Annotated in this window: 19 protein-coding genes and 1 pseudogene; 9 read left to right on the top strand and 11 right to left on the bottom strand. The window is 69.5% G+C overall.

What is annotated here, in order from left to right; translation table 11 throughout:
• The first annotated feature begins 78 nt into the window (after window positions 1–78).
• Window positions 79–1,209, top strand: a complete 1,131-nt coding sequence (locus ACIRA5_RS34395) for a substrate-binding domain-containing protein (RefSeq protein WP_403697771.1) — start codon at window positions 79–81, stop codon at window positions 1,207–1,209.
• A 13-nt stretch (window positions 1,210–1,222) separates the two neighbouring features.
• Here ACIRA5_RS34395 and ACIRA5_RS34390 read toward each other — a convergent pair whose 3' ends face one another.
• Both ACIRA5_RS34390 and ACIRA5_RS34385 read right to left on the bottom strand, forming a co-directional pair.
• Window positions 1,223–3,313 (bottom strand): SpoIIE family protein phosphatase, encoded by a 2,091-nt coding sequence (locus ACIRA5_RS34390; RefSeq protein WP_403697630.1) that lies wholly within the window; start codon window positions 3,311–3,313, stop codon window positions 1,223–1,225.
• A gap of 177 nt (window positions 3,314–3,490) precedes the next feature.
• The gene (locus ACIRA5_RS34385) at window positions 3,491–4,537 is read right to left on the bottom strand and encodes an NAD(P)-dependent alcohol dehydrogenase (protein WP_403697627.1); all 1,047 of its coding nucleotides are present in this window, start codon (window positions 4,535–4,537) and stop codon (window positions 3,491–3,493) included.
• A gap of 96 nt (window positions 4,538–4,633) precedes the next feature.
• Here ACIRA5_RS34385 and ACIRA5_RS34380 point away from each other — a divergent pair, with 96 nt between their 5' ends.
• Both ACIRA5_RS34380 and ACIRA5_RS34375 read left to right on the top strand, forming a co-directional pair.
• Window positions 4,634–5,233 (top strand): TetR family transcriptional regulator, encoded by a 600-nt coding sequence (locus ACIRA5_RS34380; protein WP_403697624.1) that lies wholly within the window; start codon window positions 4,634–4,636, stop codon window positions 5,231–5,233.
• Between the two features lie 201 nt (window positions 5,234–5,434).
• Window positions 5,435–6,645: pseudogene (locus tag ACIRA5_RS34375) on the top strand (FAD-dependent oxidoreductase).
• 109 nt (window positions 6,646–6,754) lie between these two features.
• Here ACIRA5_RS34375 and pgm read toward each other — a convergent pair.
• The gene (pgm, locus tag ACIRA5_RS34370) at window positions 6,755–8,395 is read right to left on the bottom strand and encodes a phosphoglucomutase (alpha-D-glucose-1,6-bisphosphate-dependent) (RefSeq protein WP_403697621.1); all 1,641 of its coding nucleotides are present in this window, start codon (window positions 8,393–8,395) and stop codon (window positions 6,755–6,757) included.
• Between the two features lie 232 nt (window positions 8,396–8,627).
• On the opposite strand from pgm, the gene ACIRA5_RS34365 reads away from it, so the two are divergent.
• A complete protein-coding gene (locus ACIRA5_RS34365) occupies window positions 8,628–9,446 on the top strand; it encodes an SAM-dependent methyltransferase (RefSeq protein WP_403697619.1) in 819 nt (272 codons plus the stop codon).
• 66 nt (window positions 9,447–9,512) lie between these two features.
• Here the strand turns inward: ACIRA5_RS34365 and ACIRA5_RS34360 are convergent, their stop codons facing one another.
• Window positions 9,513–10,433 carry a helix-turn-helix domain-containing protein gene (locus ACIRA5_RS34360; RefSeq protein ID WP_403697616.1) on the bottom strand — a complete coding sequence of 307 codons (921 nt, stop codon included), beginning with the start codon at window positions 10,431–10,433 and terminating at the stop codon, window positions 9,513–9,515.
• 98 nt (window positions 10,434–10,531) lie between these two features.
• The gene (locus tag ACIRA5_RS34355; RefSeq protein ID WP_054233872.1) at window positions 10,532–10,741 is read right to left on the bottom strand and encodes a DUF397 domain-containing protein; all 210 of its coding nucleotides are present in this window, start codon (window positions 10,739–10,741) and stop codon (window positions 10,532–10,534) included.
• A gap of 366 nt (window positions 10,742–11,107) precedes the next feature.
• Between ACIRA5_RS34355 and ACIRA5_RS34350 the strand changes: the two genes are divergently transcribed.
• The 5 genes from ACIRA5_RS34350 to ACIRA5_RS34330 all read left to right on the top strand — a co-directional run bounded on the left by ACIRA5_RS34350 (window position 11,108) and on the right by ACIRA5_RS34330 (window position 13,600).
• The gene (locus tag ACIRA5_RS34350) at window positions 11,108–11,554 is read left to right on the top strand and encodes an ATP-binding protein (protein WP_403697613.1); all 447 of its coding nucleotides are present in this window, start codon (window positions 11,108–11,110) and stop codon (window positions 11,552–11,554) included.
• Window positions 11,551–12,093: a hypothetical protein gene (locus ACIRA5_RS34345; protein ID WP_403697610.1), complete on the top strand. Its 543-nt coding sequence runs from the start codon at window positions 11,551–11,553 to the stop codon at window positions 12,091–12,093. Before ACIRA5_RS34350 ends, ACIRA5_RS34345 begins: the two co-directional genes overlap by 4 nt.
• 121 nt (window positions 12,094–12,214) lie before the next feature.
• Window positions 12,215–12,850: a ParA family protein gene (locus tag ACIRA5_RS34340; protein ID WP_352048860.1), complete on the top strand. Its 636-nt coding sequence runs from the start codon at window positions 12,215–12,217 to the stop codon at window positions 12,848–12,850.
• Window positions 12,847–13,071, top strand: coding sequence for a hypothetical protein (locus ACIRA5_RS34335; RefSeq protein WP_403697607.1), 225 nt, complete (start codon window positions 12,847–12,849; stop codon window positions 13,069–13,071). The genes ACIRA5_RS34340 and ACIRA5_RS34335 overlap by 4 nt, the downstream gene beginning before the upstream one ends.
• 88 nt (window positions 13,072–13,159) lie before the next feature.
• Complete coding sequence (locus ACIRA5_RS34330) at window positions 13,160–13,600, top strand: OsmC family protein (RefSeq protein WP_352048858.1); 441 nt, start codon at window positions 13,160–13,162, stop codon at window positions 13,598–13,600.
• Here ACIRA5_RS34330 and ACIRA5_RS34325 read toward each other — a convergent pair.
• The 6 genes from ACIRA5_RS34325 to ACIRA5_RS34300 all read right to left on the bottom strand — a co-directional run bounded on the left by ACIRA5_RS34325 (window position 13,575) and on the right by ACIRA5_RS34300 (window position 19,669).
• Window positions 13,575–14,048, bottom strand: coding sequence for a (2Fe-2S)-binding protein (locus tag ACIRA5_RS34325; protein ID WP_403697604.1), 474 nt, complete (start codon window positions 14,046–14,048; stop codon window positions 13,575–13,577). The two genes, ACIRA5_RS34330 and ACIRA5_RS34325, sit on opposite strands and share 26 nt — an antisense overlap.
• A 21-nt stretch (window positions 14,049–14,069) precedes the next feature.
• Entirely contained in the window at window positions 14,070–16,175 is a 2,106-nt protein-coding gene (locus tag ACIRA5_RS34320; RefSeq protein WP_403697769.1) for a molybdopterin cofactor-binding domain-containing protein, read from the bottom strand.
• Window positions 16,176–16,290: 115 nt separating this feature from the next.
• On the bottom strand, window positions 16,291–17,271 hold the full coding sequence (locus tag ACIRA5_RS34315; protein WP_403697601.1) for a LysR family transcriptional regulator: 981 nt from the start codon (window positions 17,269–17,271) through the stop codon (window positions 16,291–16,293).
• Entirely contained in the window at window positions 17,264–18,193 is a 930-nt protein-coding gene (locus tag ACIRA5_RS34310; RefSeq protein ID WP_403697599.1) for a DMT family transporter, read from the bottom strand. The genes ACIRA5_RS34315 and ACIRA5_RS34310 overlap by 8 nt, the downstream gene beginning before the upstream one ends.
• Window positions 18,194–18,311: 118 nt before the next feature.
• On the bottom strand, window positions 18,312–18,797 hold the full coding sequence (locus ACIRA5_RS34305) for a hypothetical protein (RefSeq protein ID WP_403697597.1): 486 nt from the start codon (window positions 18,795–18,797) through the stop codon (window positions 18,312–18,314).
• Between the two features lie 83 nt (window positions 18,798–18,880).
• Window positions 18,881–19,669 (bottom strand): ArsR/SmtB family transcription factor, encoded by a 789-nt coding sequence (locus ACIRA5_RS34300; protein WP_403697767.1) that lies wholly within the window; start codon window positions 19,667–19,669, stop codon window positions 18,881–18,883.
• Window positions 19,670–19,744 lie beyond the last annotated feature (75 nt).

The raw sequence follows: 19,744 nt of genomic DNA, 5'->3' as shown, positions 1-19,744 counted from the left end.
GTTCTCGGCCGCATCGTCCCGCCCCATCCTCCGCGAGGAGCTCCCGTGCACGGCACCCGCAAGGCCACTCCCGCCGTCATGAGGGTGCGGTCCGTCGCCACCACAGTGGTCGTCGCGGCCATGGCCCTCGCGGGCTGCGAACGCGGCTCGTCGCACGACCGGGGAGCCTCCCCCACGGGCCCTGGCGGCTGCCCCGCGATCCAGGACCGTGCCGAGACCGCCGTCAGACAGGCGGAAAAGACCGACATCCCCTGGAGCGGGCCGACCAGCGGCCCCACGGCAGTCCCCGGCAAGACCATCGTCTACGTCGCCCAGAGCATGACCAATCCCGGCGTCGCGGGCGCCGCGAACGGGGTGCGGGACGCCGCACGGATCATCGGCTGGAACGTCAGGGTGATCGACGGCGGGGGCACACCCGTAGGCGTCCAGGCGGCGATGAGCGCGGCCTTGGCACTCAGACCCTCGGGCATCGTCATCGGCGGCTTCGACCCCAACTCGACGTCACGGCAGGTCTCCCAGGCCGACAAGGCAGGCATCCCGCTCATCGGCTGGCACGCGGTCGCCGCCCCCGGACCCAGCCGAAGGCCCCGGCTCTTCACCAACGTCACCACCCGGGTCGAGGACGTGGCCGCAATCAGCGCCCAGTGGATCATCGCGCACTCCGACGGCCACGCCGGGGTCGTGCTCATCACCGATGCCTCGATCCCCTTCGCCAGGAACAAGTCCGAGCTGATCAGGAGAGACCTCTCCACCTGCTCGGGCGTGCGGCTCCTGTCGTACGAGAACATCCCGATCTCGGACGCGAGCAGCCGCATCCCCCGGGAGATCTCCTCTCTCCTCTCCCGCTTCGGGAGCACGTGGACCCACTCCGTCGCCATCAACGATCTGTACTTCGCCGACGCCGCCCCGGCCTTCCGTGCCGCCGGCAAGAACGGCGCCGGCCCGCCCTTCAACATCGGCGCAGGTGACGGCGACCCCTCCGCCTTCCAGCGCATCAACAGCGAGCAGTACCAGGCCGCCACCGTCCCCGAGCCGCTGTCCCTGCAGGGCTGGCAGATCGTCGACGAGTTCAACCGCGCCTTCTCCGGTCGGCCCGCCGGCGGATACGTGGCCCCCGTCCACATCACCACGGCCGACAACAGCCACGGAGCCACGACCTGGGATCCGTCGGGCTATCGGGAGGCGTTCCGGAAGATCTGGGGCAAGTAACCCCGCGTCCTCGTCACGGGGAACGTACTGCGCGGGCGATCAGCAGAGCGACGTCGTCGCGGTCGCGCGGATGTCGAAGCCCCTCGAGAAGGCGGTCGCACGTCTCCTCCAACGGGCAGTCGGCCACCTCCAGAGCGTGGACCAGGACGGCGAGGCGTTCGTCGATGGAGTCGTGGCGGGTCTCGACCAGACCGTCCGTGTACAGGACCAGCTTGTCGCCCGGACCGAATTCGACGGCGGTCGCTTCGAACGGGACACCGCCGACTCCGAGCGGGATACCTGCGGGCAGGTCGAGCAGCCGGGGGCGCTCGCCACTGCGCACGAGGACAGGAGGCAGGTGGCCGGCGTTGGCGATGCGGCACTCGCCGCGGTGCGGATCGTAGGCCGCGTAGAGGCAGGTGGCGATGTACTGCTCCAGCCCGGATGTGATCGAGTCGAGCTGCTCGAGAACCCGGGCCGGCTCCAGGTCGAGGCTGGCGAAGGCGGCCGTGGCGGTGCGCAGGCGCCCCATGGCCGCGGCGGCGTCGATGCCGCTGCCCATGACGTCGCCCACGACGAGGGCCGTCTTGTCGCCGCCGAGCGGGAGCACGTCGTACCAGTCGCCGCCGATCTCGTAGGCAGCCTGTGCCGGGACATAGCGGGAAGAGACCTCAAGGCCGGGAAGGCGGGACGGGTGGTCGGGGAGCAGGCTGCGCTGGAGGGTCTCGGCGGCGGTGCGCACGCTTTGGTGCGTGCGGGCGTTGTCGATGCACACCGCGGCGCGGAATGCGAGCTCCGTGGCGATGGCGAGGTCGTCCTCGTCGAAGGGCCGCGGATCCCGGGCGCGGGAAAGCCCCAGGAAGCCGAGGATGGCACCCCGTGCGGTCAACGGGATGGCCATGTAGGAGTGCACCCCGGCCCGGGCCAGCAACGTGGCGGCGCGGTCGTCGCGGGCGATGCAACTCAGGTCGTTCCCGTCGGCGTGTGCGATCAGGATGGGCCGGCCGGTGCGCACACATCGAGTGGCCACACGATCGGCCTCGTAGGTGGTGAGGTGGCCCGGCGGATCGGCGGCCAGGACGGCTTCGGTGGGGTAGGCGGCCTTCACGGCGAGGGCGCGGAACAGCGCGGGGCCGTTGTCGGAGGCGGAACGATGCTCGTCGAGGACGGAGTCGAGCACGTCGACGGCGACCATGTCGGCGAAATCGGGAACGGTCACCTCGGCCAGCTCCCGCGCTGTCTCCTCGACCTCCAGAGTGGTGCCGATGCGAGCGGAGCCATCCGCGATCAGGGCCAGGCGCCGCCGGGTCTCGGTGGCCTCCATGGCCGACCGGTACCGCTCGCTGACGTCCACCACGAGTTCGGCCACCCCGAGAACACGGCCCTGGGTGTCCTCCAGCCGGTACACCGAGATCGACCACGCGTGCCGTTGTTCCGGGTCCGCCGGGGTGAAGCCGACGACAGTGGACTCGTCGACCAGGGGGACTCCGCTCTCGAGCACCCTCCTCATCGCGACCTCGATCACCTCGAACTTGTCGGGGCTCATGATCTCGCGGTAGCGACGGCCGAGGTGCTCTTGCGCGGGGAGGCCGTGCATCCGCTCCAGCGCGGGGTTGACGGCCAGGTATCTGAGGTCGGTGTCGAGGATCGCCAGCCCGAAGGGGGACTGGGAGATCAACCGGGTGGACAGGGCGACATCCCGCTCCACCTCGCGAAGCGTGGGTGAGTCGGTGCCGAGCCCGAGGGCGTAGAAGTCGCCGTGGTCGTCCAGAAGCCGGGTGTTGCGCAGCTCCACCAGCCGGGTGCTCCCGTCCTTGCACCGGATGGGAAACGTGCCGCCCCAGCCCTGCCCGGTCTCCATGACCTCGGCGAACTTCTTGATCACCCAGTCCCAGTCCTCTTCACGGACGAGCAGCAGCGCGGCGTACTGCCCGAGCGCCTCCTCCGCGGTGTACCCGTACAGCTCCTCTGCCTGGGGACTCCACAGGACGATCCTTCCTTCCGCGTCCAGCAGGGTCGCCGCGACGCCGAGGAGGTCCATCAGCCCGCTCGGCTGCGCCGGCTCGCTGTCCCGGCGGGGGCGAGCCCAGTCGATGCCCGACGGACGCCATTCGGCTTCGCTCATCACAGGCACTCCTTCCGCGGTCGGCGGCACGCGAGGCCATCCGCCGGCCTGGAGCGCGGCCTGCCTGTCTCCACAGGCGCGTCGCCTTCCATGGTCCCCCACGACCCCCGAACTACACACCCCGACGGCACGACACGGCCCGCCAGGGATGACCGGGACAGCGGGTCGGCACCTGCTTCAGGCTGCCAGGTCGGACATGTCGAGGACGAAGCGGTAGCGCACGTCGTTGCGGCCGAGGCGTTCGAGAGCCTCGTTCACGCGCGCCGAGGGGAGGAGCTCGATGTCGGCGGCAATGCCGTGCTCGGCGCAGAAATCGAGCATGGCGGTGGTCGCGGGCCTCCCACCGCTGCCTGCGGAGCTGAGCTTCTTGCGTCCCACGAGGAGGTCGATGGTCTCCACGGTGACGGGTCCGAGGTGCCCGAGGTGGCTGAGCGTCCCGTCCATGGCGACCAGGCGCAGGTAGGGGCCCAGGTCGTGCGGGGCGGAGATGGTGTCGATGACGACGTCGAACCGGTCACGGGCGTCGGCCATCTGTTCCTGGTCCGTCGAGACGATGAGAGCGTGGGCGCCGAGACGACGAGCGTCGTCGGCCTTGTCGGGTGAGCGGCTGATGACCGAGGTGTCGGCCCCGAGCGCCACGGCGATCTTGACCGCGAGATGGCCCAGGCCACCCAATCCCGCCACGGCGACGCGACTGTGCGGCCCCCCGCCCAAGGTGTGCAGCGGTTCCCAGACGGTGATCCCGGCGCAGAGCAGAGGAGCGGCAGCGGCCGGATCCAGACCGGCGGGAAGAGGGTGGGCGAACCGGTCGCGGACGATGTACTCGCGGGAGTAGCCCCCCAGGGTGGTCGATCCGTCGTGACGGTCGACGCCCCCGTAGGTCAGGGTCGGGAACGCGTGGCAGAAGTTCTCCTGGCCGGCCCGGCACATCGCGCACTCCCCGCAGGAATCGACGATATTGCCGACCGCGACAGGGTCGCCGACGGAGAAGCGGGTGACGGCGGGTCCGGTTTCGGCCACCACGCCCGTGAACTCGTGTCCCGGTACCAGGGGGCGGCCCCCTGCGCCGTCGTGGCTGCGGACGGCGTGCAGATCGGTGTGGCAGACACCGCAGTAGTCCACTCGGATCGCGAGGTCGTCCGGGCGCAGGTCGCGCCGCTTCAGCGACGTCCGTCGCAGCGTCGCCGTCGGCCCGTCCGCCTGCCAGTCAGTTGTTGTGCGCATCGCGCATCTCCTTAAACAGACTGTTCGGTCTATCTCAACGTACACGCGCCTGCCGCCCCAGGCAAACCAACTGTTCTGTTTGGTACCCTGACGGGCATGACGGACCGGCCCCTGACCTCGCGCGGAGCGGCGACTTACCAGCGCATCCTCGATGTGGCGACCCAGGAGTTCGCCGAGCACGGGATCGCCGGCGCACGCATCGAGCGGATCGTGGCCGCCGCGCACACGAACAAGGCACAGCTCTATGCCTACTTCGGCAACAAGGAGGGGCTCTTCGACGCCATCTTCTTCGGCTCGCTGGAGCGGATCGTGAATGTCGTCCCGATCGACGCCACCGACCTCGCGGACTGGGCCGTACGGCTCTACGACGAGTACCTCCGCCGTCCCGACCTGATCCGGCTGGCCACCTGGGCTCGCCTGGAGCGCCGCCCGACCGGGCACCTGGTGGACGACCCCGACCGCCTCGACGACCGCAAGGTGCGGGCCATCGCCGAAGCCCAGGCCGCCGGATCGGTGCGCCAGGGAGACCCGTTCGACGTGATGGCGATGGTCATCGCGATGTCCATGGCCTGGTCACCGGTCAGCAACGTCTACGCGGCAACCGCCCAGGAGCCCCCCGAAGTTCACGAGCAGCGTCGCTCCCTGCTCCGCGAGAGCGTCCACCGCGCCGTGGCAGCCGACCACAAGGAGGGCTAGAACACCGGCGCGGCCATGCGACCGCAGCCCGTCGACAACTGCTCGGCCAGGAACGGCAGCAGCACCGCATCGGCCACCTGTCCAGCTTCTTCTGATACCGGAAGTTCGAGCGACCGGTCGGGAACCCCTCGCGCTCACCCGCGCGTTGGGCACTGCGCAGGTACATCGCGCGAGAGCCCTACGGGTGCCAGGGGATACGACATGACGGAGATCATTGTCATCGGAGGCGGTATCGCCGGTACGGCGACGGCCCTGGCCCTGCACAAGGCAGGGTTCGACGTCACCGTGTACGAGGCGCACCCCGAGTCGGCCGAGGACATCGGTACCTTCCTCACCCTCGCGAGCAACGGCATGCGTGCCCTCGCCCAGATCGACGCCTCCGCCGCGGTCACCGAGGTCGGCTTCCCGCTCCGCGCCATGAGCGTGCTCGACGCAGCGGGCACCGAGGTGGCACAGATGCCGCTCGGAGAGGCCCACGACCCGCTTCTCGCTTACCGCTGCCTCCGCCGTGGCGAGTTCAACGCCGCCTTGCAGGCGGAGACGGCACGCCGGGGCATCGGCCTGCGGCGCGGCACCCGGCTCACCTCCGTCGAGAACGGTCGGGACGGCGTCACCGCACGTTTCGCCGACGGCTCCACCGCGACCGGTGACCTGCTGATCGGCGCCGACGGGCTGAGCTCGACCGTCCGGGAGTCGATCGCCCCTCGGACGCGGCCCTGCTTCGCGGGTGAGAGCGTCTTCTACGGCTATGCCGGTGAGGCGCCCCTGGTCGCGGAGACCGGGCGTATCACCATGGTGAGGGGCGGCGCGGCCGCCTTCGGCTGTGCGGTCTCGCCCGGCGAAGAGACGTACTGGTTCGCGCGTGTGGCCGGTGAGCCGCTGTCCGCCGACGACATCGCGCACGGCACGCCCGGCCACTGGCGTGAGCTGCTCCTGCCGTTGCTGCGCGGGGACGCCACTCCCGCCGCGGACGTGGTCGCGGCCACCACCGACCGCATCATGGTCACCAACGCGACCGAGATCCCGACCGGCACACCATGGCGCCACGGACGGACCCTGATCATTGGCGACGCCGCCCACGCTCCTCCCCCGCGACCGGGCAAGGAGCGTCGATGGCGCTCGAGGACGCTGTCGTCCTCGCGAAGTCACTGCGGGACGCGCCCGATACCGAGTCCGCGCTCATCCTTTACGAGGCCCTCCGCCGCCCGCGCGTGGAGCACAACATCACGACCAGCGGCAAGATCTCCCGCGGCCTCCACACACCGTCACGCACCGGTCGAGGAGCGCCCGCTCCCCGCCCCGGAGACAGCGACCTCCTCCAGCACCTGGAGTGGGACATCGACCTCTCGACCGTGACTGAAAGCAGCAGTTCGGGGGCAGCGGCAGGTGATGGCGGCAGGGACGCCGGCTGACGGGCTGAAGGACCCTCGCGAACAAGAGTCCTCGCAGGCAAGAGGGTGCGGGCAAGGGCCGTTGCGGCAACAGCCCTTGTCCGGATCCGCTCGGATCACACGCGTGGCGTCAGGCGCTCAATGCCGCCGAGACCACGCCCTTCGCCTCCTCCTGCACCTGGCGCAGGTGATCGGCTCCGAGGAACGACTCGGCGTAGATCTTGTAGACGTCCTCGGTGCCCGAGGGACGGGCCGCGAACCAGGCGTTGGCGGTGGTCACCTTGATGCCGCCGATGGGCGCGTCGTTGCCCGGAGCATGGGTGAGCACCGCGGTGACCGCTTCCCCGGCGAGGGTGTCCGTGCTGACCTGTGCGGGCGAGAGCTTCGCGAGGAGGGCCTTCTCCTCACGGGAAGCCGGGGCGTCGATGCGCTCGTACGCGGGGGCGCCGAAGCGTGCGGTCAGCGCGGTGTAGTGCTCCGAGGGGGTCTTCCCGGTCACCGCCGTGATCTCGGAGGCGAGAAGGGCCAGGATGATGCCGTCCTTGTCGGTGGTCCACACCGAACCGTCGCGGCGCAGGAAGGACGCGCCGGCCGACTCCTCCCCGCCGAAGCCGAGCGAGCCGCCGACCAGCCCGTCCACGAACCACTTGAATCCCACGGGCACTTCGACGAGTTGACGGCCCAGGTCGGCGGCGACCCGGTCGATCATGCCGGACGACACCAGCGTCTTGCCGATCCCCGTGTCCGCGGGCCACTGGTCCCGGTGGGAGTACAGGTAGGAGATGGCGGCGCTGAGGTAGTGGTTGGGGTTCATGAGCCCGGCGTCCGGTGTGACGATCCCGTGGCGGTCGGCGTCGGCGTCGTTGCCCGTGGCGATCCGGAAACGGTCGCGCTGCTCGATGAGCGAGGCCATGGCGTACGGCGACGAACAGTCCATCCGAATCTTGCCGTCCCAGTCCAGCGTCATGAATCGCCAGGTCGGATCGGTGAGCGGGTTGACCACCGTCAGGTCGAGCGCGTGCTGTTCGGCGATGCGTCCCCAGTAGGCGACCGATGCCCCGCCCAGAGGGTCCGCGCCGATGTGCACGCCGGCGGTGCGGATCGCGTCCAGGTCCAGCACGTGCGGCAGGTCGGCCACGTAGGTGCCGAGGAAGTCGTAGCGGCCCGTGCCGGGGGCGGCCAGCGCCCTCGTGCAGGGGATGCGCCGTACGCCCTTGAGCCCGCCCTCGATGAGTTCGTTGGCCCGGTCCTGGATCCAGGATGTCGCCTCGGAGCCGGCCGGGCCGCCGTTCGGCGGGTTGTACTTGAAGCCACCGTCTGCGGGCGGGTTGTGGGAGGGGGTGACGACGACCCCGTCCGCGAGACCCGAGGACCGTCCGCGGTTGTGGGTCACAATGGCGTGCGAGACCGCCGGAGTGGGCGTGTAGCCGTCCGCACTGTCAAGGAGCACCGACACTCCGTTGGCCGCGAACACCTCCAGCGCGGTGACCTTCGCGGGCTCCGACAGGGCGTGCGTGTCGGCGCCCAGGAAGAGTGGACCGTCGATGCCCTGGCCCTCGCGGTACTCGCAGATGGCCTGGCTCGTCGCGGCGATGTGGTCCTCGTTGAACGCGGTCGCCAGTGACGACCCGCGGTGGCCGGACGTACCGAAGGCCACGCGCTGGCCGGGTTCCGCCGGGTCGGGGTGCAGCGCGAAATACGCCGTGACCAGCCGGGCTACGTCGACGAGGTCCTCGGGACCGGCCGGATTGCCCGCTCGTTCGTGCTGCATGTACCCGCACCTCCACCTCGGTTTTTCATCGCTTGCGGTCCCATGTTTCCTCACCGGGCGGCACGGCCGCACGATGCCACGGCGAGGACTGGACACGCGCCGGGCCGGAGGGTCTCACGGGTGGTGTCCCGGAGATCCTCGGTCAACGGGCTGGTGTCCCCAATTGCCCACTGCCTAGGATGTATTGTCTGTCAAGCCAAGCCACTAGAAGCAGCTTGGAGCTGGGGGAACGATGCAGGCTGGAAAGCAGTTGTCCACGAAGATCGACGCCACCGTACCCACGGCCGCTCGCATGTACGACCACTACCTGGGCGGCAAGGACAACTACGCAGCCGATCGGGCAGCCTGCGCCGAGCTGGACAAGGTCGTACCCAGCACGCGCGCCTTGGCGCTGAACAACCGGCGCTTCCTGCAGCGGGTCGTCGGGACGCTCGCAGCCGAGTACGGCATCAGGCAGTTCCTGGACCACGGGTCAGGCCTGCCCACCCAGGAGAACGTCCACCAGGTCGCGCAACGCGTCGACCCCTCGTCGCGCGTGGTGTACGTCGACAACGATCCGATGGTGCTGGTGCACGGACGGGCGCTGTTGGACCAGAATGACCGCACCACGGTCATCCACGCCGATCTGCGTGACACGGAGAAGATCTTCTCCCACCCGGACACCCAGCGCCTGCTCGACTTCTCGCAGCCGGTGGCCGTGCTGTTCAACTCGGTCTTCCACTGCATTCCGGACGGGGAGACCGACGGTCCGCTCGCCGTGGCCCACCGGGTGGCCGAGCGGCTCGTGCCCGGCAGCTTCATGGTGATGTGCCAGCTGGTCAGCGAGGACGAGAAGGTCCGGGAGTTCGTCACCGACTTCATGGATCAGGCGACCCAGGGGCATTGGGGCAGGGTCCGCCAGGAGAAGGACGTGGCGGAGTGGTTCGAGGGCCTCGACGTCCTGGAGCCCGGTCTGGTGGAGGTGTCCACCTGGCGGCCCGACAGCGAGGTCGCACCCCGTCAGCTCACCCAGGAATGGGTCGAGTTCGGCGGCGTAGGCCGAATCCGGTAAGGCCGTAAGACCACGGGACTGCTCCCGTCGGCTCCACCGGGATACGGCCGGTGGAGCCGGAGGCAGTCACGACGCCGGATAGCGCCCCGCATTCGTGTCCCGCAACAGCGTCAGGGAATCGCGCGGGGTGAGGGCTTCGTCTCCCAGACGGTCCAGGGCCAGTCGGTACTCTTCGGTCTCGTCCCGGTCCTCCAGGAAGTTCGCGCTCCTGATGTGCTCCAGGTAGACGATGTCGGGTAGATCGAGGCCGCCGAAGCGCAGGTAGGTGATGGGGATGGCGGGCGCGGACGCGTGCGTCACGTCCAGAGGCACGATCTGCAACGTCACCTGGGGACGCTGGGCCATTTCCACGAGGTACTCGAGCTGCTCGCGCATCACCTCGCGGCTGCCGAGTACGCGCAACAGGACCGACTCGTCGATGATCGCCCACAGTTGAGGGCCGTCCTCACGGCGCAGCAGTTCCCGTCGGCGCGTGCGCAGTTCGACACGGCGCTGCACCTCACCGGCCGGTGCCGTGGGCAAGCCGCGCTCCACGACCGCCCTGGTGTAGGCCGGAGTCTGCAGCAGACCGGGGACGTACTGGATCTCGAAGGTGCGGATGGCGGCAGCGGCCTCCTGGAGCCCTACCAGCCGATCGAACCACTCGGGCATCAGCCGCTTGTCGTAGCGCTGCCACCATCCCGGCTCACCGGCACGCCCCAGCAACTGGAGCAGAACCGACGACTCATGGTCATCGGTTTTGTAGAGCTCCAACAGCGCGCGGACGTCGCCTTCCGTGGGCGGCCGACGACCCTTGCCGGCTTCGATGCGCGACAGCTTCGCCGGACTGAACCCGATGGCGCGAGCGGCCTGTTCCTGCGCGAGGCCGGCGTCTTCGCGGATGCCCGCGAGCTGGACACCGACCAGCATCTTCAGCAAGGTCGGAGCGGGCTCGGTCCGCGTCAGATACGGTTCGAGACGGGAGACACGAGGTGACTCGGCGGACATCCTGACTCCCTGGAGAACGGCAGACGACGGACTCCATCCTCGCATCCCGCGGCCTTCTGTCGCACGCGTCGGCAGAAGTGGAATCGCGCGACTCCGCTTCACACCAGGTGGTCGAACTCCCCATCCTTCGCTCCGGCCAGGAAAGCGGCCACTTCAGCCGCTGTGTAGATGAGGGCCGGCCCGTCGGGGTCGCGCGAGTTGCGCAGCGCCACGCCCCCCTCGGCCAGGGAGGCCACCTCGACGCAGTTGCCCTCGGCGTTGCTGTGCCGACTCTTCACCCAGCGAACACCCAGTGAACTGGCCCGCATTCCGTTTCGCACTGACGGCACCGCACTCTCCTTGTTCACGTTCCACCACGGTGTACAGGTCGGCCGCCCACTGGAGCGGACCGAACCCGTGCGGCCTGCCCAGCCACCCACTCGTGCAATTTCCCGTGAAATTGCACGACGGGCGCTGACAGGATGGATAATAGCCCGGGAGTCAACCGCACCGTTGCCGCACCGCACCTGACGTCGCATCAGGGAGATGTCGTGTCCTTACCTGCACGCGAAGCACCGAGCCTTGCAAGCGGCAGGGCTGCGCCATCGTCGGGTCGAGCCGCTCCGGCCGGCTCACTCATGGAAGAAGCGCGCTTCTCCGTCGCGGGGCGAGAACGGCCCGGGGGAAGCGATCCCGTGTGCACCTCACCCAGATTCGCCAGCCTGTGCATCACCGACACCCGCCAGGGGCTCGCCCAGGCACGCGCCTTCACCCGCCGCACCCTTGGCCACTGGGAGTTGGACCACCGCAGTGACGACGCCGTCCTCATCGTCAACGAACTGGCCACGAACGCGGTACTTCACGCGGCACCGCACTCCGCCGGCGGGCACAGCGGCGTGCGACTGAATCTGACGCTTCGACGCACCCATCTCGTGTGCGCCGTCACCGATCAGTTCGAGAGCCCGCCCGTCTACCCAGGCACGGACGCCCCGCTGGAAGTCCACGGCCGCGGCCTGCGCATCGTCGAAGAGCTGTCCGAGCACTGGGGCTGGACTCGCTCGCGTGCAGGCAAGACCGTCTGGGCGATGCTGCCCACTCCTCCGTCTCAGCCGGCATCACCGCCCTGGCAGGGTCCGACATGACAGCCGCCGCATCGGCAGAGCCGCCCGGCGCACGGCATCACTCAACGCCTCTCGTGGGAGCGGACATGGAGACAACCCTGAAGAACCTGAGAGACGTCCCGTGGCGCGAGCTCCAGGATTCCACCGGGTCCGCCACGGGCATCCCCCTCCTGCTCGCGGCCATCACCACGGGTGACGAAGCCACCGCCGTTGCCGCGCTCGCGCGTCTACGGCAACGCATCTGCCAGTACGGCTTCGTCGTGGACCAGGCCACCGCCGCCACGGTCCCCTTCCTGTGGGAACTCGCCCAGCTCCCTCAAGTCCCCTGCCGTGTGCAGGTCCTTCAGCTGCTGAAGAGCATCGCCGACGCCCGGCAGTGGGAGAGTACGGCCGTCGCCTACCCCAAGCTGCTCCATCGCCGTGAGAACTACGTGGGCTGGGAACGCGAGGCACGCCGAGCCGTGCGCGCCCACCGCGAGACGATCCAGCGCCTGCTCGACGAACCGGACAAGGAACTCGTGCAAGCCGCGCGGGAACTGGCCTCCGCGCTGGCCGACTGATCCACCGTCGGTCCTTCCGCGTTAGCCCCTACGAATGATTCACGGCGCCGCAGGGTGAAAAGGGAGAGCGTGTGCCGCGCCAACGACAGTCGGCCGCTCGCGACCGTTAGCGTTGCGTCTCGTGCCGCTGAGCTATGCCTTTGTGAATCTGAAACCCGGAGTGGGAAAGACGACCAGTGCAGTGTGGTTGGCCCACGCCCTGCACGAGTCGGGCCTCTCCCCCCTGCTGGTGGACAGTGACCCCGCCTCCTCCGCCTTGCGCTGGAGCGAATTGGCAGGAGGCTTCCCGTTTCCTGTGATCGCCTTTCCGGTGGGTGACGTGCACCGGCGTGTGAACGACTTTCTCGGCAGCCGACAGGCCGTGGTGTTCGACGCCCCGCAGCTGGAGGACCATGCCCACATCGCCCGGAGCATCATGAGATACGCGAGCGAGTGGATCGTGCCGCTGACCCCGGCCCCCATCGAGCTGGATCGCATGGCACCCATCGGCAGCGAGATGAGCGACGTGCAGTCGCTGCGGGCGCAGCCGGCCCGTGCCGCTGTCCTGCTGAACCGCACCAATCGTCCCGATGCCACGCGCACCGGCCCCGATGCCGACGCTCGCGAAGCCCTCACCGAGCGGGGCTTCGACGTGTTGGCCACCCACATTCCCCGACTCGACCTGTACGCCCAGTCGTTCGGCAGCCCGGTCGAGGCCAAGGGCTCGGCGTACATGGACCTCGCAGACGAACTCATCAAACGTCAGGACAAGGCGTGAACCAGCGCAAGGACACCTACCGAGCGGCATTGCAGCGCGAACCGGACGTCGCCGCACCCCGTCCCGTCAAGGTCACTCACCTGCACACCCGATACATCCGGGTGACCATCGAGCTCGACCCCGCCCTGCAGCGCGAACTGACCCGATGGGTCGAGCCACCCCTGTCCGCGCTCCTGCGGGTCGGCGCCGCTGTACTGCACCCCCTGAGAAGCACCGCGTAGGCCGGGACGGGGACGCGCGGGCGCAGTTTCTTCGCGTCGCACCGTCGACAGGACCAGGTCTCGCGACCTGCGGGTTAGTGTCGTCGACATGACCGAAAACATCCTGCGTTCCGTCACCGTCGAGCGGACCGGCACCGGCCACTTCACCGCTACGAACCCTCGCGGCGGCACGATCAGCTTCGGCACCAGCTCCGATCCCCACGGCGGCACCGACTTCACCCCGGTCGAGCTGTTGCTCGCCGCGATCGGGGGCTGCACCGCGGCCGACGTCGATGTCGCCACCGCCCGCCACGCAGAGCCCACCGGGTTCGCCGTCTCCGTCACGGGCGACAAGATCAATGACGAGTTCGGAAACCGGATGACCGACCTCGTGGTCACCTTCTCCGTCACCTTCCCGGACGGCGAACTCGGCGACCGCGCCCGCGCGATCCTCCCCCGGGCGGTCAAGACCTCCCACGACCGGCTCTGCACGGTCAGCCGCACGGTCGAGATCGGCACGCCCATCACGGCGACGGTCGCGGACGCCTGACCTCGGAGGCTTTCTTGATCGCCTCGCGGATCCGGGAGTACGTGCCGCAGCGGCAGACGTTCTCGATACGGTCGATGTCGTCGTCGGTGGGTGGGGACGTCTTCTGGAGCAGGGCCGCGACGGCCATGATCTGGCCCGGCTGACAGAAGCCGCACTGAGCGACATCGCAGTCGAGCCACGCCTGTTGTACGGGGTGCAGGGTGTCACCGTCGGCCAGGCCCTCGATCGTGGTGACCCCGCGGTCCGCGCAGTCGGCGACCGGGACGACGCAGGGCTGGATCTCCGCCCCGTCCAGGTGGCTGGTGCAGGCACGGCAAACCCCCACGCCACAGCCGTACTTGGGCCCGGTGACGTGCAGCAGGTCGCGCAGTACCCACAGGAGCGGCATGTCGGCGGGGGCCTCGACGGTGACCGGCTTTCCGTTGAGAACGAAGGAATAGGAGGGCATCAGCACCTTCTCGGACAGCGATCAGAAGTTGATCGGGAAGCGGCGGGGCTTGGTACGGGTCGCACGGGCGTAGGCGTTCGCCACAGCACCGGCCGCCGCCGGCACGCCGAGTTCGCCGGCCCCGCCGGGCTCGCGCCGTGACGGCATGATGTGCGCCTCGAAGCGCAACGGGGAATGCTGCTGGCGAGCGTAGCGGAAGTCGGCGAAGCTGCCCTCGCGCACCGCACCCTGGTCGATGTGCAGTCCGGCCCGCAGCACGGTGGAGATGCCGTCGATGGCGGTGCCCATGAGCTGGGCCTGGAGTCCACGCGGGTTGACGGCCGTTCCGACATCGGCCGCCATCACCATCTTGGTCACCCGGGGGTTCTTCGGGTCGGTGGCGTCGATCTCGACCAGGCAGGCCACGCAGGAGCCGTATTCCTCGTGGACGGCCACACCCTGCGCCTGGCCGGACGGCAGGGGCCGACCCCAGTTTCCGGCCGCAGCGACCTTGTCGAGTACGGCTTTGACGGCCTTGTTCCTGAGCGTGCCGCGCCGGAAGGCCAACGGGTCCTTCCCCAGCTCGGCGGCGACCTCGTCGACGACGATCTCCTCCGCGGTGCGCATGGTCCCGGAGTCCACCGACCGCCAGGCTCCGAGCGGCATCGCCAGCTCGACCGAGCCCGAACTCCCCGAGACGCGCCCGAAGTTGTAGAGGCCGCTGTCACTGGGCAGCGGGCCCGCGGCCACCGTGCTCACACCGCCCCGAACGGCCAAGCCGCCCTGAGCGGCCAGGCCCTGCCGCTCGTACGACTCGCTCACCGAGGCCATCGCATGGCTGAAGGCCACCACCCTGCCCCGCGCATGGCTGGCCCGGATCCGGTGATGCGAGGCCCCGCGCATCCGGCCGTGCCGGATGTCGTCCCCGCGGCTCCACATCAGCTTGACCGGTCGCCGTGCCGCCTTCGAGATCAGGGCGGCCTCGATCGCGGCGTCGTAGTTCAGCCGCCGTCCGAAGGAGCCGCCGCCACGCACGACATGGACGCGGACCTTCGACTTCGGCAGTCCGATCGCCGAGGCGATGCTCTCGCGCGCGTCCATCGGTGTCTGGGAGGAGAACCAGATCTCGGCCCGGTCGGCGCGTACGTCCGCCACCGCGGTCAGCACTTCCATCGGGGCATGGCTGACGAAGGCGAACTCGAACTCGCCCTCGACCTGCGCCGATCCGCGCGGCGGCGCCCCGACCGAGGGAACGGCGGCCCGTAGCCGGGACCGGATGCCGGCGTCGGACAACGACGCCAGTGGCCCCGGCCTCCAGGTGATGCGCAAGGCGTCGCGGGCTTGGAAAGCGTGGTGGAAGGACTCCGCCACCACGGCGACACCGCCGGCGACCTTGACCACCGCGTGGACGCCGGGCATCGCGCGGGCCGCGCGGTCGTCGACCGAGACGAGTCGCCCACCGAGTGTCGGCGGCCGGGCCACCACGGTCGGCTTCGCCCCGGCCACCTCCAGGTCCCCGGTGTACTTCGCCTTGCCCGTGACGATGTCCCGCGCGTCGATCCGGCCCGTCGGCCGTCCGATCACCTTGTGCTCGGACGCGGGCTTGGGATTGTCCGACACGTCGGGCCGGTGGATCCGGGCGGCGGCCGCCGTCAGCGATCCGAAGGTGGCCGTACGGCCGTCGGGGGCGACCACCATCGTGTCCCGCGTACGCAGGCTTCGGGCGGGCAGGTGCCAGCGCCGGGCGGCCGCGGTCACCAGCCGGGCCCGGGCGATGGCGGCGAGCGCGCGGGCGGGACCGTACAGGGAACGGACGGAACTCGAGCCGCCGGTGTACTGGTTCCCCTTGGTGCGGGCCTCGGCGAGCGGGATGTCGACGTCGACGAGCCGGGCGTCGAGTTCCTCGGCGATCATCATGGCGACCGCGGTCGTGATGCCCTGCCCGACCTCGACGCGCGGCAGTCGTACGACCACCTTGTTGGCCGCGGTGACCTCCAGCACCAGCATCTCCTCGTCCGAGCCGGTCACCAGGACACGAGAGGGCCCGTGTGCCTCCGCCGCGGTGGGCTCGACACCCTCCGCCGACGACGTGTCGCAGCCGATGGGCGCCGCGAGGGTCAGTGTGGATGCCGCGAGCGAGTAGACCATGAACTTCCGGCGGGACAACTGACGGGCCAACAGGTGCTCCTCTCCGAGTACCCGGGTGGGTTCCCCTGGTAGGAGGGGACAGCGCTCTTCGAGGTTGCGTGGGCGGTCGTCGCGGTCACCGGGGCCGGTCGGCGACCCTGTCGTCGAGCGCCGTGGCCGTCTCGTGCAGGAGGTCGCGTACGGCCCTCAGGTCGGGGTGTGTGCCGGTGCCCGCGCGGCTGACCGTGAAGACGGTCCGGGATACGGGACGGACCAGGGGGTGGAGGCTGAGGGGCGCGGTGTGGTCCGGCAGAGCCATGCGGGGCACCAGGACGGCACCGGCGCCGGCGGCGGCCAGAGCCGTCAGCACGGAGAAGTCACTGCTGGAGGCCCGGATGTCCGGGACGAAGCCGGCCGCGCCGCAGGCACGCTGGATCATCTCGTAGCAGGAGGTCTCCGGGCCGGGGGTCAGCCACGCCAGATGCGCCAGGCGGGACAGGTCCGCGGGCTGTCCGGCGGTGAGGCCCTCCCGACCGGCCCGGTCGGGGTGCAGGGCGAGGAGGACTGGCTCTTCCATCAGGACTGTCTGCTCCCACGCCGCGGGGACACTGCGCGGCAGCACGGTGTAGCTGTGCACCAGGGCGAGGTCGGTCGAGCGTTTGTGGAGTGCGTCGAGGGCTTCGTCGGGCTCCTGGACGGAGAGTCGCAGCGAGAGATCCCGATTGGCACCGGTGCCGTTGTCGGGATCGGTGCCGGTGCCGGTGCCGGTGCCGGTGAGACGTTCGAACAAGGGCGGAACGAGGGTGCGGGCGGCGGAGGCGAAGGCGCTGATCCGTACCGTGCCGTGGCGACCGCCTTTCATCGCGGCCAGGCCGGACTCGGCTGCCGCGAGCTCTGCCAGGATGACCTCGGTGTGGGCCACCAGCAGTTCCCCGGCGGCGGTCAGACGCAGCGTGCGGCCGTGTTTCTCGACGACGGGCGTGCCGGCCTCCTTCTGCAGGGCGGCGAGGTGCTGGGAGACGGCCGGTGCGGTCAGGTGCAGCGCGTCCGCCGTGGCCGCGACGGTTCCGTAGGCGGCCAGGTGCTGGAGGATGCGCAGGCGGCGTACGTCAAGCACAAGTGGCTCCTTGCGGCTCGGACGCGTCCACGGCGGGGACGGTGGTGGGGTGGTGGTTCCGCTTGTGCCGGCTGATCAGGATCACTCCCGCGACGCTGATCGCTCCACCGGCCGGCGCGACGGGGCGGGGCACCTCCGCCAGCCAGACGAAGGAGACGATCAGGGCCACCGGCGGCACCAGGTACAGGGCCGCGGTGGAGACGGCGAGCGGCAGCCGGGCAACGGCGTAGGCCCAGATGACGAAGCCGAGGGCGGAGGGCAGGAGGCCCAGGTAGGCGGCGGAGGCGAGTGCGGCGGCCGGGGCGTGGACGGTCGCGTGCCAGGTGGCGGGGATCAGGGGCAGCGCGAAGACCGTACCCGCGACCATCGCGTAGGTGGCGACCTCCAGACCGGTGTAGTGGCGCAGCAGGGGCTTGCTCGCGAAGTGGTAGACCCCTTGGACCACGGCCGCCGCCAGGATGACGAGGGCCGAGACGGAGAACCCGCTGGTGCCCTGGGCCAGGCTGACGACGGCCGCGCCCGCGAGCGCGACGACGCTGCCGACGACGATGTCGCGGGTGAGCCGCTCTCCGAGGAACAGGCTTCCCAGCAGCACACTGAAGACGGGGGCGATCGCGATGAGCAGGCTCGCGGTCCCGGCCTCCACGTGCACTTCACCCCAGTTGAGCAGGACCTGGTACGCGGTCATGCCGGTGGCCCCGCACAGGGTGATCAGCGGCAGGTCGCCGCGTCGCGGCAGCCGTACCTTCGCGAAGGGCGCCACGGCCAGCAGCGCGACGGCGGCGATCAGGAGCCGCAGGAACGACAGCGCCGCCACTCCCAGGCCGTCGATGCCGACCCTGATGGCGGGAAAGGCCGATGCCCACAGCACAACGGTGCCGACCAGGGCGAGGAAGCGGGGAGAGGCGATGCGTGCGGACATGACTCCACCATCGCCGACCAGAATAAGAAGTTCCAGTTAGCTTTTGTTTCAGAAAGCTTCAGTTCTACTTACTGGTCACCACCGGGCGGAACACGGCTGCGGGAGAACTCGGGGGCGCTCAGCCCAGGAGGGCCAGGAGCTGTTTGGCGTGGCCGGGCAGCTCCACTTCCGCGAGGCCGGTGATGAGGTCTCTCAGCGGCATGGGCTGATCGACCAGGACGATGTCCTTGGACAGGAGACGGGTCGGCACCGGTGTGTCGAGTTCGGCGTCGCTCAGCATCGGTCCGCCGAGTGCGCAGAGGGCGTCCCCTTGAAGGCGGATGCGGTCCCGGAGCCCCGTGTTGCCGCCGGCGACCGCGATGAGGCGTTCGATGGTCCAGGTGTCGAGCGCCATGCGGTTGTCGTACGTCGTGTTCGATCCCGCGGCGACACAGGAGACCGCGGCGAGGGTGGCGGCGCTGACGAGGGCGACGTGCGCCAGAATCTGCTCGGCGTTCCATTCGCCGGGCGGCGGGGCGGGGCGCGTGTCGCCGGAGTCAGCCACGGCGGCAGCGGCGTCCAGCAGCGCGCGGTAGGCGTCCCGCAGCGGGGTGGTGTCCAACATGTCGACTTCTTCCTGCGGTCGTGCGTGGGTTTCTGCGGACGTGCGCGAGGGCGAGTACGGAAAGGGTGGTGGCGGGCACCGTCTCAGGCGTGCCCGGGAGACATCTCCCATGGCGCCTGCGGGAGAACATCGCCGGTCTCGAGCAGCGACTTGAGGTTCGCCAACACGGCCGGCCATCCGCGCGAGATGCCGTTGAGCATCTCCTGGTTGGGGAGATTCTCGTGGGTCACGGTGAGGCGGACGATGTCCTCGTGTGGTTCGACGAGGAAGGTGACGACCGACGGTTCCCTCGGCGTTTCGGAGTCGGGAGTGTCCTCGAAGGTGATGACCAAGCACGTCGGGGGCTCGGTCTTGATCACTTGACCGACGACATCGACGGCACCTGAGCCGTCGACGCGTCGATGCTCCCAGGGCGAACCGGGTTGCCAGTCCGAGATGTTGGCGTGCCCCCAGTAGCGCGCTGTCAGGTCCGCGTCCGTCAGGGCTTGCCACACCTGCTCCGCGCTCGCACGGATGTAGGTGACATAGACGTAGGTCGGCACGGACGTGGGTCCGTCGGTCATGGCGTACTCCTCTGCCTGGTTCTTGATGGCACTGATCGCTTGCAGACGGGGCTTGTCGAACCCCGATATCCAGCGCTCCTCCATCTCATGGATCGGTGTCGGGTTGAGGTAGTGAAGCCGCTCCCGTCCCCGTCGCACGACGGTCACGAGGTTGGCCTGCCCAAGGATGTCGAGATGCTGTGTCGCCGACTGGCGCGTCATGTCCAACCGCTCGCACAGCTCGCTCAGCGTCTGGCCGTTGTGCTCGCGCAGACGGTCGAGCAGGAGTCGCCGGGTGGGGTCGGCCAGCGCTTTGAAGACCAGGTCCATCGCTCTACCTTCGAGGCTCACACCGACATTATGCAGGTACTTACCTGCATAATGTCAATGGCGGATCTTCGCCGG

This window comes from Streptomyces sp. NPDC096311, assembly GCF_044763085.1.
Lineage (GTDB): Bacteria > Actinomycetota > Actinomycetes > Streptomycetales > Streptomycetaceae > Streptomyces.
Note: the sequence above shows the minus strand (reverse complement) of the source record. Positions and strands in the feature narration are given on the sequence as shown.

Bases quoted from the DNA above. Each gene is read 5' to 3' on its own strand.
- ACIRA5_RS34360 (WP_403697616.1), bottom strand. From the start codon at position 10,433: ATGTCCGCCGAGTCACCTCGTGTCTCCCGTCTCGAACCGTATCTGACG.
- ACIRA5_RS34330 (WP_352048858.1), top strand. From the start codon at position 13,160: ATGACCGAAAACATCCTGCGTTCCGTCACCGTCGAGCGGACCGGCACC.
- ACIRA5_RS34385 (WP_403697627.1), bottom strand. From the start codon at position 4,537: ATGCGCACAACAACTGACTGGCAGGCGGACGGGCCGACGGCGACGCTG.
- ACIRA5_RS34305 (WP_403697597.1), bottom strand. From the start codon at position 18,797: ATGTTGGACACCACCCCGCTGCGGGACGCCTACCGCGCGCTGCTGGAC.
- ACIRA5_RS34310 (WP_403697599.1), bottom strand. From the start codon at position 18,193: ATGTCCGCACGCATCGCCTCTCCCCGCTTCCTCGCCCTGGTCGGCACC.
- ACIRA5_RS34365 (WP_403697619.1), top strand. From the start codon at position 8,628: ATGCAGGCTGGAAAGCAGTTGTCCACGAAGATCGACGCCACCGTACCC.
- ACIRA5_RS34325 (WP_403697604.1), bottom strand. From the start codon at position 14,048: ATGCCCTCCTATTCCTTCGTTCTCAACGGAAAGCCGGTCACCGTCGAG.
- ACIRA5_RS34320 (WP_403697769.1), bottom strand. From the start codon at position 16,175: ATGGTCTACTCGCTCGCGGCATCCACACTGACCCTCGCGGCGCCCATC.
- ACIRA5_RS34355 (WP_054233872.1), bottom strand. From the start codon at position 10,741: ATGCGGGCCAGTTCACTGGGTGTTCGCTGGGTGAAGAGTCGGCACAGC.
- ACIRA5_RS34345 (WP_403697610.1), top strand. From the start codon at position 11,551: ATGACAGCCGCCGCATCGGCAGAGCCGCCCGGCGCACGGCATCACTCA.
- pgm (WP_403697621.1), bottom strand. From the start codon at position 8,395: ATGCAGCACGAACGAGCGGGCAATCCGGCCGGTCCCGAGGACCTCGTC.
- ACIRA5_RS34380 (WP_403697624.1), top strand. From the start codon at position 4,634: ATGACGGACCGGCCCCTGACCTCGCGCGGAGCGGCGACTTACCAGCGC.
- ACIRA5_RS34390 (WP_403697630.1), bottom strand. From the start codon at position 3,313: ATGAGCGAAGCCGAATGGCGTCCGTCGGGCATCGACTGGGCTCGCCCC.
- ACIRA5_RS34395 (WP_403697771.1), top strand. From the start codon at position 79: ATGAGGGTGCGGTCCGTCGCCACCACAGTGGTCGTCGCGGCCATGGCC.
- ACIRA5_RS34300 (WP_403697767.1), bottom strand. From the start codon at position 19,669: ATGGACCTGGTCTTCAAAGCGCTGGCCGACCCCACCCGGCGACTCCTG.